The sequence below is a fragment of the Streptomyces sp. ME19-01-6 genome (assembly GCF_033793745.1).
Taxonomy (GTDB): domain Bacteria; phylum Actinomycetota; class Actinomycetes; order Streptomycetales; family Streptomycetaceae; genus Streptomyces.
Genome location: NZ_JARAXF010000015.1, coordinates 190174 through 203619, shown reverse-complemented (window position 1 = coordinate 203619; position 13446 = coordinate 190174). Strand labels below are relative to the sequence as shown.

Sequence of the window (13446 nt, the reverse complement as noted above, 5' to 3'; positions counted from 1 at the left end):
AGGTGGCGGAGATGCTGTCGGCGAAAAGGCTGTTCCAGGAGATCCTCGACGACGACGAATCGTTCCGGCTCTTCTGTTCCATCGCTGCCAGCGGCGAGGCCCAGGGCGGCTGGGAGAACGGAAGGATCGCCGCCCTCGTGCCGGAGAGCCAGCGTGCTCTCGCACCGAAGATCACCCGGCATGGCGCCGACGAGGACAAGCACGGCAGGATCTTCAACGCCCTGCTGCGCCGGCGCGGTCTCGAACCGGTCGAGGTCCCGCGCGAGACCGACTACACCATGCTGCTCGAAGCGCGCGGCATCGGCCTCGCCCACGACAAGCTGCGCCGCGACGAGCCGCTGACCGAGCACGACATCGTCACCTATCTCGCCCACAGCCGGGTCACCGAGCAGCGGGCCTCCGGCCAGATGGTGATGTTGCGCCGGTACTTCGAGGGCGATCCGCTCGTCGGCCGCGCGGTCAGAATGATCTCGAACGACGAGGAGAACCACCTCGCCTACTGCCACGAGGAACTGCTGCGCCTGGCCGCCGCCGGGCACGGCCGGACCATCCAGCGGGCCCTCAAGGAGTGCGCACTCGTCGAAGCGCGGGTCTACCGGGACGTCAGCCTCGCCGTCATGGCCCATATGGGCCGCATCCTGGGCTGGTCGAGAGCCAGGGCCGGGCTGCTGGTGGCCGGCATCCACGCGTTGTACCTGTTCGAGCGGTTCGGCGGCTGGCGGCGCATGGTGACGCTGCGGATGCCGGAGCGGCGGGACGCGCTCGGCGGGCCCGCGACGCCCGCCCCCGAGTACGCCTGACCGGCGCACCGCCGGGTCACAGCCAGCCGCGCCGCCGGAAGAAGCGGTACAGCCCGAAGACCGCCCCGGCCATGAGCAGCAGCACCGCCGGATAGCCCCACGTCCACGACAGCTCGGGCATGTAGTCGAAGTTCATGCCGTAGACCCCGGCGATCAGCGTGGGCACCGCGGCCATCGCCGCCCAGGCCGAGATCTTCCGCATGTCGTCGTTCTGCCGCACGCCCATCTGCGCCAGATGCGCGGACAATATGTCCGACAGCAGCCGATCCAGTCCCTCGACATGTTCGTTCACCCGGGTCAGATGGTCGCTGACATCGCGGAAGAACGGCCGCGAGCCCTCGTGGACGAACGGCACCCCCGCACCCGCGAGCCGCGTCATCGGCTCCGCCAACGGCCCCGTGGCCCGCCGGAATTCGAGCACCTGGCGCTTGAAGCCGTAGATCCGGCCGGCCGTGTTCGCCGCCGACCCCACCGGGCTGAACACCTCCGTCTCCAGCTCGTCCAGGTCGAGGCGGAGCGCGTCCGCGACGTCCAGGTAGTGGTCCACGACCGCGTCGGACACCGCGTACATCACGGCCGTCGGCCCGTGCTGCAGCACCTCGGGCATCTTCTCCAGCCGCTCGCGCACCGCGCTCAGCGGATTGGCCTGGCCGTGCCGCACGGTCACCACGAAGGAGTCGCCGACGAACACCATCAGCTCGCCGGCGGTGACGGTGTCGGCCGCATCGTCGTACTCGACCGGCTTCAGCACCAGGAACAGCGAATCCTCGTAGACCTCCAGTTTGGGCCTTTGGTGGGCGCGCAGCGCGTCCTCGACGGCCAGCGGGTGCAGCGCGAACTCGCTGGTGACCAGCTCGAACTCCTTCTCGGTCGGCTCGTGCAGGCCGATCCACAAGAAGGAGCCACCGTCCGCTCGCGCCTGGTCGAGGGCGTCGGAGAAGTCGGCGGGCCCCTCGGTACGCCGCCCGTCCCGGTAGATGCCACAGTCCACGATCACGCCGGGCATTCTGCCCCGCTTGCGGGGAAAGCGCACGGGGCGGCCCCCGGGCGGGCCCGGAAGCGCGGCGCGGGGGCCGTAGGGTGGCAGGCATGCCCACGCTGATCCTCGTACGGCACGGCCGGTCCACCGCCAACACCGCGGGACTCCTCGCGGGCTGGACACCCGGTGTCGCACTCGACGAGCGCGGCACCGCCCAGGCCGCGGCCCTGCCCGGGCGGCTCGCCGCGCTGCCGCTGGCCGCCGCCGTCACCAGCCCGCTGCAGCGCTGCCAGGAGACCCTGGCCCCGCTGCTCGCCGCCCGGCCGGAGCTGCCCCTGCACACCGAAGACCGGATCGGGGAGTGCCACTACGGCGACTGGTCCGGGCGCAAGCTCGCCGAGCTCGCCGACGAACCCCTGATGAGAGTCGTCCAGCAGCACCCGTCCGCCGCCGCCTTCCCGGGCGGCGAATCCATGCGGGCCATGCAGGCGCGCGCGGTCGACGCGGTGCGCGACTGGAACGCCCGGATCGAGGAGGAGCACGGCGCCGACGCGGTGTATCTGATGTGTTCGCACGGCGACATCATCAAGGCGCTCGTCGCCGACGCCCTGGGCCTGCATCTGGACCTCTTCCAGCGCATCTCGGTCGAGCCCTGCTCGGTCACCGCCATCCGCTACACCCAGCTGCGCCCCTTCGTCGTGCGGCTGGGGGACACCGGCGACTTCGGCTCTCTCGCGCCCCGGGAGGAGGCCGCGGGAGACGGCGCGGGCCAGGGCCGGGCCGGGGACGCGGAGGTGGGCGGCGGCGCGGGAGCACCGTGATCGCCGAGCGCAGTAGGGTGGTGCCGCGGCGCCGCTCAACCGCGCACAGCCGTGGCCGGGCAGTCGTATGACCCAGCAGTCGACAGCCGAGACCCTGAAAACCCACGTCGCGAAACACGTCGTACCACGCCGAGTACCACGCCGAACCAAAATGGAGCAGGACGTTGTCCCGTCAGGTGTTCCTCTATGACCCGCCGGACCGTTTCGTCGCCGGCACGGTCGGGCTGCCCGGGCGCCGCACCTTTTTCCTGCAGGCCTCCGGGAGCGGCCGGACCACCAGCGTCGCGCTGGAGAAGACCCAGGTCGCCGCGCTCGCCGAGCGGATAGACGAGCTGCTGGACGAGGTGGTGCGGCGCACCGGCGGAAACGCCCCGGTGCCGGCCATCGCCCCTCCGGAGCTCACCGACACCGGGCCGCTGGAAGTCCCCGTGGAGGAGGAGTTCCGGGTCGGCACCATGGCGCTCGCCTGGGACGGCGAGGAACAGCGCATGATCGTGGAGGCGCAGGCCCTCGTCGAGCTGGAGGCGGAGTCCGAGGAGGACCTCGCGGAGGCCGAGGAGCGGCTGCTCCAGGACGAGGTCAACGGGCCGCCGATGCTTCGGGTGCGGCTCACCGGGCCCCAGGCGCGCGCCTTCGCCAAGCGCGCCCTGGAGGTCGTCAACGCCGGCCGCCCGCCGTGCCCGCTGTGCAGTCTGCCGCTCGACCCGGAGGGACACGTATGTCCGCGCCAGAACGGATATCGCCGCGGGGCGTGACGCCTGAGGGGTCCCCCGAGCCTCCGCGGGCTCCCGAGCCGTCCGAGCTGCTGGCGCTGGGTGAGCTGACGGTACGCGGCCGGGTCCGGGAGGCGTCCAACGCGGTGCTGTACTGCACGGTCGAGTACGAGGGCCACAGCGCCGCCTGCGTCTACAAGCCGGTGGCAGGGGAGCGCCCGCTGTGGGACTTCCCGGACGGCACGCTGGCCCAGCGCGAGGTCGCGGCGTACGAGCTCTCCGAGGCCACCGGGTGGGGCCTGGTGCCGCCGACCGTGCTGCGGGACGGGCCGTACGGGCAGGGCATGTGCCAGCTGTGGATCGAGGCGGCCACCGACGAGGACGGCGACGGCGCTTTGGAGCTGCTCGCGCTCGTCGACGGTGAGGAGCCGGGCCCGGGCTGGAAGGCCGTCGCCTTCGCCGAGGTGGAAGAGGGCCGCACGGCGCTGCTGGTGCACGCCGACGACGAGCGGCTGCGCCGGCTGGCCGTCCTCGACGCCGTGATCAACAACGGTGACCGCAAGGGCGGGCATCTGCTGCCCACCGCCGACGGGCGGATCTATGCGATTGATCACGGTGTGACTTTCAACGCGGACGACAAGCTGCGCACCCTGCTGTGGGGCTGGGCGGGCGAGCCGCTGCCCGACGAGTCGCTCACGGTGCTGCGGCGGCTCGCGGACCGGCTGGCCGACGGCGATCCGCTCACCGCCCGGCTGGCCGGGCTGATCACGGAAGCCGAGATCGCGGCGCTGCGCGCCCGGATCGCGGCCCTGCTGCGGTCCGGGCGCCACCCCAAGCCCAGCGGACAGTGGCCCGCCATCCCCTGGCCGCCGGTCTGACGTCGCCGGCAGGACAGACGCAGCAGGTCACGGGCGATTGCGCAAGACCGCCTATCAAGCCAACCAGGCCCCATCCGGTTCGTATCCGGAAGCGGCGTCCGGTTACGCTCGACACATGTATGCCTGGCCCGCTTCCGAGGTGCCCGCCCTGCCTGGCAGAGGCCGCGACCTGAGGATCCACGACACCGCGACCGGGGGACCGATCACCCTCGCCCCCGGCCCCGTCGCCCGCATCTACGTCTGCGGAATCACCCCGTACGACGCCACCCACATGGGGCATGCGGCGACCTACAACGCGTTTGACCTCGTACAACGCGTGTGGCTCGACACCAAGCGGCAGGTTCACTACGTCCAGAACGTCACCGACGTCGACGACCCCCTGCTCGAGCGCGCCGTGGCGAACGGCGACGACTGGACGGCCCTCGCCGAGCGCGAGACCGCCCTGTTCCGCGAGGACATGACGGCGCTGCGGATGCTGCCGCCGCGCCACTACATCGGCGCCGTGGAGGCCATCCCGGGGATCGTTCCCCTCGTGGAGCGGCTGCGCGACGCGGGTGCCGCCTACGAGCTCGAGGGCGACACCTACTTCTCCGTCGAATCGGACCCCTCCTTCGGCGGCGTCTCCGGGCTCGACGCCGAGGCCATGCGGCTGCTGTCGGCCGAGCGCGGCGGCGATCCGGACCGCCCCGGCAAGAAGAACCCCCTGGACCCCATGTTGTGGATGGCCGCCCGCCCGGGCGAGCCGAGTTGGGACGGCGGCTCCCTGGGGCGCGGCCGCCCCGGCTGGCACATAGAGTGCGTGGCCATAGCGCTCGACCACCTCGGCATGGGCTTCGACGTGCAGGGCGGCGGCTCCGATCTCACCTTCCCGCACCACGAGATGGGCGCCTCGCACGCCCAGGCGCTCACCGGGGAGCGGCCGTTCGCGAAGGCGTACGTCCACGCGGGCATGGTCGGCCTCGACGGCGAGAAGATGTCCAAGTCCAAGGGCAATCTCGTCTTCGTCTCCGCGCTGCGCCGCGACGGCGTGGACCCGGCGGCCATCCGCCTGGCGCTCCTCGCCCACCACTACCGCGAGGACTGGGAGTGGACCGACGGCGTCCTTCAGGAGGCCGAAGAGCGCCTCGCCCGCTGGCGAGCCGCCGTCTCCCGCCCCGACGGCCCTCCGGCCGACGCCCTCCTCGACGAGATCCGCACCGCCCTCGCCAACGACCTCGACGCCCCGTCCGCGCTCGCCGCGGTCGACCGCTGGGCCTCGGCCCAGGCGTCCGGGGGCGGCACGGACGAGGGGGCGCCGGGTCTGGTGTCCCGCGCGGTGGACGCGCTGCTGGGCGTCGCGCTGTAAGAGGGCCCCCCGGCCCCGGCCCGTCGGGCCCAGGGCCGCGCCCCTATGGGCCGCGGCCCTGGGCCCGACGCCGGTGCCCGACTTGACGCCCACGGCGCTACGCCGGGGGCTCGCCCCAACCCCGGGGCCCAGGAAAGCCCCTACGGCGGAGCCGCACATCGACCGGGGCGGGAGGGGCGGATGGCGGAGAGGCCGCCCGACATGCCCTGCCCTCGGGCCGGTCGGGCCGCGCCCTGTCGGTTCGCCGGGCTCCGGGGCGCCGGGCCCGGGCGCTCGAGGTGTTCGGGCCGCCGGGGCCGAGGACGAGCGCGTGGACCAGACGCCGCGAGACCCGCCCGCCGGGCGGACGGCGCTGCTTTCGAAACACCCCTGGGGGCTTCGTGGTTGGCCCCCTGGCCCCGGTTTCCGGGGGCCAGTGGCGGAGCCCCCACATCGATGCTGCGAAAAGGGCGGCACGGGGGCGCCGGGCCCGGGCGCCGAGGCCCCGAGCCCTGGCCCGGGATGGGCCCGGGCCAGGGCTCGTTCAGTCCTGGTCGTCGGGGCGCTCGCGGCCGCCCTCGTCGCCGTCGCCGTTCTCGTCCCGCTCCTCCTCCTCCTCCTCCGCGTCGTCCTTCGCCGAAGGTCTCCGTGGCCGCGCGGAGCCGGTGCCGGAACCCGGGCTGGAGGAGTCGCGCAGGTACGAGCCCGTACCGCCGTCGCGCCCGTCCGCGACCCCGCCGGCCGCGTCCGTCGCGTGGCCGCCCGGGCCCGGCTGGCCGTCCCGGCGCCGCAGATAGCGCTCGAATTCGCGGGCGATCGCCTCGCCCGACGCCTCCGGCAGCTCCGCCGTGTCGCGGGCCTCCTCCAGGGACTGGACGTACTCCGCGACCTCGCTGTCCTCCGCGGCGAGTTGATCCACCCCCAGCTGCCAGGCGCGCGCGTCCTCCGTCAGCTCGCCGAGCGGGATGCGCACGCCGATCAGGTCCTCGAGGCGGTTGAGCAGGGCCAGGGTGGCCTTGGGGTTCGGCGGCTGCGAGACGTAGTGCGGCACGGCCGCCCACAGGCTCACCGCCGGGACGCCGGCATGGGTGCACGCCTCCTGGAGGATGCCGACGATGCCCGTCGGCCCCTCGTAGCGCGACTCCTCCAGGTCGAGGCTGCGGGCCAGATCCGGGTCGGAGGTGACGCCGCTGACCGGCACCGGCCGGGTGTGCGGGGTGTCGCCGAGCAGCGCGCCGAGGACCACGACCATCTCGACGCCCAGCTCGTGGGCGTAGCCGAGGATCTCGTTGCAGAACGACCGCCAGCGCATGCTCGGTTCGATGCCGCGCACCAGCACCAGGTCGCGCGGCTTGTCGCCGCCGCCCGCGCGGACCACCGAGAGCCGGGTGGTCGGCCAGGTGACCTTGCGGATCCCGCCTTCGAGCGCCACGGTCGGCCGGTTGACCTGGAAGTCGTAGTAGTCCTCGGCGTCGAGCGCGGCGAAGACCTCGCCCTTCCATTCCCGATCCAGGTGCCCCACCGCGGTGGAGGCGGCGTCTCCGGCGTCGTTCCAGCCCTCGAAGGCACAGATCATGACCGGGTCGATCAGCTCGGGAACCCCCTCAAGCTCGATCACCCAGCGCCTCCTTCCGACCGGGGCGGACGGTTCCGTACCGCCTCCGGCTGCAGTTCCATTCGCGTGCGTCCCAAGCCTACGGCTTCCAGGGCCTCCCGCCGCAGCCCCCATGTGGGGGTGGGGAAGAGCAAGGGACAGGGAAGGGACGGAGAAGGGACGGAGAAGGGACAGGGAAGGTACAGGGGACGGACAGAAGGAGAGGCAGAGGGCGAGGCGCGACGGCGAGCAGAGATTCATCCGACCTGTTCGCTGGCTGTCCCGAGGAAATTTCGCGCACCCCTCTGGACGGGCGGGCCCGACCGGCGCTATACATCGGATCATCGTGAAAGGTCCGATGTCCTATCGCGCCGTACAGGGAGTCTTCGTTGAGATTGCGCCCGACCGTCACCGAGATCGAGGTCCATGACGTCCGGTTTCCCACCTCGGAACAACTTGACGGCTCGGACGCCATGAACCCCGACCCCGACTACTCGGCGGCGTACGTCGTGCTGTGCACGGACGCGCCGGAGGGCGCCGAGGGGGACGCGGCGGGGGAGGTCGGCGTTGCCCCGGCCGAAGGGCATGGCTTCGTCTTCACGATCGGCCGTGGCAACGATGTCACCGCGGCCGCGATCCGCTCGCTGCGCCCCTATGTCGTAGGCCGCCCCGCGCCGCTGACCGCGGCCGACCTGGGTGCCCTCTACCGGGATCTGACACATGATTCGCAGCTGCGCTGGCTCGGCCCCGAGAAGGGCGTGATGCACATGGCGGCCGGCGCGGTGGTGAACGCCGCCTGGGACCTCGCCGCCCGGCAGGCGGGCAAGCCGCTGTGGCAGTTCCTCGCCGACATGCCGCCCGAAGACCTCGTCGAGTTGGTCGACTTCCGCTACCTCACCGACGCCCTCACCCCTGAGGAGGCGCTGGAGATCCTGCGCGCCGCCGAGCCGGGCCGCGCCGAGCGGGCCGCGCTGCTGCGCGAGCGGGGCTATCCCGCCTACACCACCTCCCCGGGCTGGCTCGGCTACTCCGACGAGAAGATGATCAAGCTCGCGCAGGAGGCCGTCGCCGACGGCTTCGGCCAGATCAAGCTCAAGGTCGGCGGCGATCTCGACGAGGACCTGCGGCGGATGCGTCTGGCCCGCGAGGCCGTCGGCCCCGACGTGCGGATCGCGGTCGACGCCAACCAGCGCTGGGACGTGGCCGAGGCGCTGCGCTGGATGCGCGCCCTGGCGCCGTACGAACCGCACTGGATCGAGGAGCCCACCAACCCCGACGACGTCCTCGGGCACGCCGCCATCCGCAGCGGACAGCCCGTCAAGGTCGCCACCGGTGAGCATGTCGCCAACCGCGTCGTCTTCAAGCAGCTGCTGCAGGCCGGCGCCGTCGACTTCGTGCAGATCGACGCGGCACGGGTGGCCGGCGTCAACGAGAACCTGGCGATCCTGCTGCTCGCCGCCAAGTTCGGCGTGCCGGTCTGCCCGCACGCCGGCGGCGTGGGCCTGTGCGAACTCGTCCAGCACCTGGCCATGTTCGACTTCGTCGCGGTCTCGGGCAGCTGGGAGGACCGGGTCATCGAGTACGTCGACCACCTCCACGAGCACTTCGCCGACCCGGCCGTCGTCAAGGACGGCCGCTATCTCGCCCCGGCCGCGCCCGGCTTCTCCGCGCGGATGCACCCCGAGTCCATCGCCGCCCACCGCTACCCCGACGGGCCCGAGTGGCAGGCCCGGAACGCCGCACTCCAGGAGGGAACCTCGTGAACCAGGCCCACCCGACCGGCGACTTCGAGGGGCTGGCCGCGCTGGTCACCGGCGGCGCCTCCGGCATCGGCGCCGCGATCGCCGCCCTGCTGCGCGACCGCGGCGCGCGGGTCGCGGTGCTCGACCGCGACCCGGCCGGCGCCCCCGCCGGCACCCTGGCGGTGAAGGCGGACGTCACCTCGGACGAGGCGATACGCGACGGGGTCGCCGAGGCCGTCGCCGAGTTCGGCGCGTTGCACACCGTCGTGGGCAACGCCGGGATCGGCGCCATCGGCACCGTCGAGGACAATTCCGACGAGGAGTGGCAGCGGGTGCTGGACGTCAACGTCCTGGGCCTGGTCCGCACCGCCCGCGCCGCGCTGCCCCATCTGCGCGCCGCCGCGGCCGAGCGGCCCGGCAGCGTCTCCATCACCCACACCTGCTCGATCGCGGCCACCGCGGGACTGCCGCAGCGCGCCGCCTACAGCGCCAGCAAGGGCGCGGTGCTCGCGCTGACCCTGGCCATGGCCGCCGACCACGTACGCGAGGGCATCCGCGTCAACTGCGTCAACCCCGGCACCGTCGACACCCCCTGGGTCGGCCGGCTGCTCGGCCAGGCCGACGACCCGTCGGCCGAGCGCGCCGCGCTGGAAGCCCGCCAGCCGACCGGACGGCTGGTGGCCGCCGACGAGGTGGCGGCGGCCGTCGCGTACCTGGCGAGCCCCGCCGCCGCGGCCGTCACCGGCACCGCGCTGGCCGTCGACGGAGGCATGCAGGGCCTGCGCCTGCGCCCCGCTCTGTAAGACCCCACAGCCCTGGAGCACAGAGCCGCACCCTTCGATCAAGGACGGGACTCGATGACGAGACTCCGCACGACCGGCACCGTCGCCTGTGCCGTGCTGCTGGCCGCCGCCGCTCTCGCGGGCTGCAACCGCGAGAGCAACGGCGCGGGCGGCGGCAAGGTCGGCATCGACATGCCGCGCACCGACACGGACTTCTGGAACTCCTACCAGCAGTACCTGGAGAAGGGCATCGACGACGGCACGGTCAACGCGCTGCCGCTGTCCAACTCGCAGAACGACATCGCCAAGCTCGTCGCCAACGTCCAGGCCCTCACCGACCAGGGTGCCAAGGCGATCATCATGGCCCCCCAGGACACCGGCGCGATCTCCTCCACTCTCGACCAGCTCAAAGAGAAGAAGGTCCCCGTCGTCAGCGTGGACACCCGCCCCGACGCGGGAGAGGTCTACATGGTCGTACGGGCCGACAACCGCGCCTACGGCACCAAGGCCTGCGATTACCTGGGCGAGCAGCTGGGCGGCAAGGGCCGGGTCGCCGAGCTGCAGGGCGACCTCAGCTCCATCAACGGCCGCGACCGGTCGGAGGCGTTCGCCTCCTGCATGAAGAAGAAGTACCCGGGCATCAAGGTGCACGAGCTGCCCACCGACTGGAAGGGCGACGTCGCCTCCGCGAAGCTGCAGAGCCTGCTGGCCCAGCACAAGGACCTTGACGGCATCTACATGCAGGCGGGCGGCGCCTTCCTGCAGCCCACCCTCGCGCTGCTGGAGCAGAAGAAGCTGCTCAAGCCCGCCGGGTCAAAGGGGCACATCACGATCATCTCCAACGACGGCATCCCGGAGGAGCTGGACGCGATCCGCTCCGGAAAGATCGACGCCACCCTCTCCCAGCCCGCCGACCTCTACGCCAGGTACGCGCTGGAGTACGCCAAGGCGGCTCTGGACGGCAAGACGTTCAAACCCGGCAAGACCGACCACGACTCGGAGATCGTCAAGATCAAGAACGGCCTGGAGGACCAGCTCCCGGCGCCGCTGGTCACCAAGGAGAACGTCGACGACAAGAAGCTGTGGGCCAACCAGCTCGAGAAGAAGTAGCCATGGCCGCCGCTGACCAGCCCATCCCCGCCGCGGAGCCCACCGTCGTACGGGCGGAGCGCGTCGTCAAACGGTTCGGGCCGACCCTGGCCCTGGACCGCGCGCATCTGGCCGTACGGCCGGGGGAGGCCCATGCGCTGGTCGGGCGCAACGGGGCGGGCAAGTCCACGCTGGTGTCCGTGCTGACCGGCATGGAGCGGCCCGACCAGGGCACCGTCACCTTCTCGGACGAGCCCGCCCCCGGCTTCGGCGACACCGCCGCCTGGCAGCGCAAGGTGGCCTGCGTCTATCAGAAGTCCATGGTGGTGCCCGACCTGACGGTCGCCGAAAACCTCTACCTCGGCCGCTTCCAGGGCACCGGACGGATCCGCTGGCGCGCGCTGCGCGAGGACGCCCGCGCCCTGCTGGCCGAGTACGGGGTGGACGTCGACCCACGGACCCGCGCCAAGGACCTCACCGTCGAGCAGGGGCAGTTCGTCGAGATCGCCAGGGCGCTGTCCTTCGGCGCCCGCCTGATCATCCTCGACGAGCCCACCGCGCAGCTCGACGCGGGCGGCATCGAACGGCTCTTCACCAAGCTGCGCGAGCTGCGCCGGCAGGGCGTCGCCTTCCTGTTCATCTCGCACCATCTGCAGGAGGTCTACGAGCTCTGCGACACCGTCACCGTCTTCCGCGACGCCCGGCACGTGGTGACCGCCCCGGTCGCCGAGCTGCCCAAGGACGAGCTGGTCGCGGCGATGACCGGGGATACCGAGGCGGGGTCGCCGAAGGGGGTGCGGGGCGTGGTGCCCGCGCCCGCACCGCGCCAGGAGGCCGGCTTGGGCGCGGAGCCGGTGCTGCGCGCCGAAGCGCTCTCCCGCGCGGGCGAGTTCGACCCACTGGACCTGGTGGTGCGGCCGGGCGAGGTGGTGGGCCTGGCCGGGGCGACGGCCAGCGGCAACACGGCGGTGGGCGAGACCCTGGTGGGGCTGCGCAAGCCGGACGGCGGGCGGGTGGCGGTGCGCGGCCGTGCCGTACGCCCCGGAAGCGTGCCGCACGCCATCGACGCGGGCATCGGTTATGTGCCCGAGGACCGGCACCGCCAGGGCCTGGTCCTGGGCCGCAGCGTCGCCGAGAACGCCACGCTGACCGTGACCGACCAGCTCGGGCCCTTCGGGACGGTGCTGCCCTCCCGGACCCGCGCGTTCGCGAGCCGGATGATCACCTCGCTCGACATCAAGACCTCGGGCCCCGGGCAGCCCGTCTCCGGCCTTTCGGGCGGCAACCAGCAGAAGGTCGTCATCGCGCGGGCGCTGGCGCGCGAGCCGAGCGTTCTGGTGGCCATCCGCCCGACCGCGGGCGTGGACGTGAAGTCCAAGGACGCGTTGCTGGGCGTCGTACGGGAGGTGGCGGCGGCCGGCAGCGGCGCGTTGATCGTCTCCGACGAGCTGGACGACCTGCGGGTGTGCGACCGCGTGCTGGCGTTCTTCCACGGGCGGGTCGTCGCCGAGTTCGGCAGCGACTGGAGCGACCGCGGGCTGGTCGCCGCGATGGAAGGGATGACGGGCCCGGAGGAAAGAGCAGGAACAGCAGAGGGAAGAGCAGCGACAGCAGGGGAATCAGCGGGAAACGGAAATAGGGGGAAAGAGGGAAGCCAGTCATGACCGATACCGCACGGCAGCGCCCCGCCGAGGTGGTGGCGGCCGGCGAACCGGCGACGGCGGGACGGGCGCGACCGAAGATCGACATCGCCCGCTGGCGGGATCTGTCACTGGTCCCGGTGATCTTCGTCCTGGGCGTGATCGGCTTCATCGTCTCGCCCGCCTTCCTCACCCAGGACAATCTGATCGGCGTCGTCCAGCAGTCCACCGAGCTGGGGCTGCTGGTGCTGGGCGAGGCCCTGATCCTGATCTGCGGGCGGATGGACCTCTCCCTGGAGTCGACCATCGCCGTCGCGCCCGTGATCGCCCTGTGGCTGGTGCTGCCCGCCCACGGCGCCCGGTTCGAGGGCCTGGGCCTGTTGCCCACCTGGACCGCGATCCCGCTGTGCCTGGCCGTCGGCGCCGCGATCGGGGCGGCCAACGGCTTCCTCATCCTCAAACTGCGCGTCAACGGCTTCATCGCCACCCTCGGCATGCTCACCATGCTGCGCGGCCTCCAGGTCGGCATCGCCGAGGGCCAGTCGATCATCAACGTCCCCGAGTCCTTCCGCTACCTGGGCAAGGCCAGCTGGATGGGAGCCCCGGCGGCCGTGTGGATCTGCCTGGGGCTGTACGCCGTCGGTGGCCTGGCGCTGGGCTACCTGCGGCACGGGCGCGCGCTGTACGCCATCGGAGGCAACCCGGAGGCCGCCCGCGCGGCGGGCGTCCGGGTCGACGGGATCACCTGGATCGTGCTGGCCATCGGCGGGCTGCTCGCCGCCTTCGCCGGCATCCTCTACACCGGCCACTACGGCTCGGTGGCCGCTACCCAGGGCAACGGCTGGATCTTCCAGGTGTTCGCCGCCGCGGTCATCGGAGGCATCAGCCTCAAGGGCGGCCGCGGCACGCTCTTCGGGGCGCTCACGGGTGTGCTTACGCTGCAGTTGGTGGTCAACGTGATGACGCTCGGCGGCGTGCCGCCCCTGTGGAACCAGTTCATCAACGGTTCGATCATCATCGTCGCGCTCATCATCTCCCGCTACGCCAGCGGCGAGAAGCAGGACTGACGAAAAAACGGGACCGA

Annotated in this window: 12 protein-coding genes; 10 read left to right on the top strand and 2 right to left on the bottom strand. The window is 72.1% G+C overall.

Translation table 11 applies throughout. The features are described from left to right. Window positions 1–11: 11 nt before the first annotated feature. Window positions 12–800 (top strand): ferritin-like domain-containing protein, encoded by a 789-nt coding sequence (locus PV419_RS29655; protein WP_319694180.1) that lies wholly within the window; start codon window positions 12–14, stop codon window positions 798–800. A 16-nt stretch (window positions 801–816) separates the two neighbouring features. On the opposite strand, the gene corA is transcribed toward PV419_RS29655, so the two are convergent. Beyond that, on the bottom strand, window positions 817–1806 hold the full coding sequence (gene corA, locus PV419_RS29650) for a magnesium/cobalt transporter CorA (protein ID WP_319694179.1): 990 nt from the start codon (window positions 1804–1806) through the stop codon (window positions 817–819). A gap of 83 nt (window positions 1807–1889) precedes the next feature. On the opposite strand from corA, the gene PV419_RS29645 reads away from it, so the two are divergent. The 4 genes from PV419_RS29645 (at window position 1890) to mshC (ending at window position 5536) form a co-directional block, all read left to right on the top strand. Then, entirely contained in the window at window positions 1890–2600 is a 711-nt protein-coding gene (locus tag PV419_RS29645) for a histidine phosphatase family protein (protein WP_319694177.1), read from the top strand. A gap of 164 nt (window positions 2601–2764) precedes the next feature. Further along, on the top strand, window positions 2765–3355 hold the full coding sequence (locus PV419_RS29640) for a DUF3090 domain-containing protein (RefSeq protein ID WP_319694175.1): 591 nt from the start codon (window positions 2765–2767) through the stop codon (window positions 3353–3355). After that, complete coding sequence (locus PV419_RS29635; protein ID WP_319694174.1) at window positions 3319–4191, top strand: SCO1664 family protein; 873 nt, start codon at window positions 3319–3321, stop codon at window positions 4189–4191. Before PV419_RS29640 ends, PV419_RS29635 begins: the two co-directional genes overlap by 37 nt. Window positions 4192–4306: 115 nt before the next feature. Beyond that, the gene (mshC, locus tag PV419_RS29630) at window positions 4307–5536 is read left to right on the top strand and encodes a cysteine--1-D-myo-inosityl 2-amino-2-deoxy-alpha-D-glucopyranoside ligase (RefSeq protein WP_319694172.1); all 1230 of its coding nucleotides are present in this window, start codon (window positions 4307–4309) and stop codon (window positions 5534–5536) included. A 523-nt stretch (window positions 5537–6059) separates the two neighbouring features. Here the strand turns inward: mshC and PV419_RS29625 are convergent. Continuing rightward, window positions 6060–7133, bottom strand: a complete 1074-nt coding sequence (locus tag PV419_RS29625; protein ID WP_319694170.1) for a PAC2 family protein — start codon at window positions 7131–7133, stop codon at window positions 6060–6062. A gap of 371 nt (window positions 7134–7504) precedes the next feature. Between PV419_RS29625 and PV419_RS29620 the strand changes: the two genes are divergently transcribed. Genes PV419_RS29620 through PV419_RS29600 form a run of 5 tightly spaced genes read left to right on the top strand, consistent with a single transcriptional unit; the run spans window position 7505 to window position 13429 of the window. Next, window positions 7505–8872 (top strand): enolase C-terminal domain-like protein, encoded by a 1368-nt coding sequence (locus PV419_RS29620; RefSeq protein WP_319694211.1) that lies wholly within the window; start codon window positions 7505–7507, stop codon window positions 8870–8872. Beyond that, window positions 8869–9654, top strand: coding sequence for an SDR family NAD(P)-dependent oxidoreductase (locus PV419_RS29615; protein ID WP_319694168.1), 786 nt, complete (start codon window positions 8869–8871; stop codon window positions 9652–9654). The genes PV419_RS29620 and PV419_RS29615 overlap by 4 nt, the downstream gene beginning before the upstream one ends. 54 nt (window positions 9655–9708) lie before the next feature. Next, window positions 9709–10743 (top strand): sugar ABC transporter substrate-binding protein, encoded by a 1035-nt coding sequence (locus PV419_RS29610; RefSeq protein ID WP_319694166.1) that lies wholly within the window; start codon window positions 9709–9711, stop codon window positions 10741–10743. Window positions 10744–10745: 2 nt separating this feature from the next. Next, on the top strand, window positions 10746–12386 hold the full coding sequence (locus PV419_RS29605) for a sugar ABC transporter ATP-binding protein (protein ID WP_319694164.1): 1641 nt from the start codon (window positions 10746–10748) through the stop codon (window positions 12384–12386). Continuing rightward, window positions 12383–13429 carry an ABC transporter permease gene (locus PV419_RS29600; protein ID WP_319694163.1) on the top strand — a complete coding sequence of 349 codons (1047 nt, stop codon included), beginning with the start codon at window positions 12383–12385 and terminating at the stop codon, window positions 13427–13429. Before PV419_RS29605 ends, PV419_RS29600 begins: the two co-directional genes overlap by 4 nt. Window positions 13430–13446 lie beyond the last annotated feature (17 nt).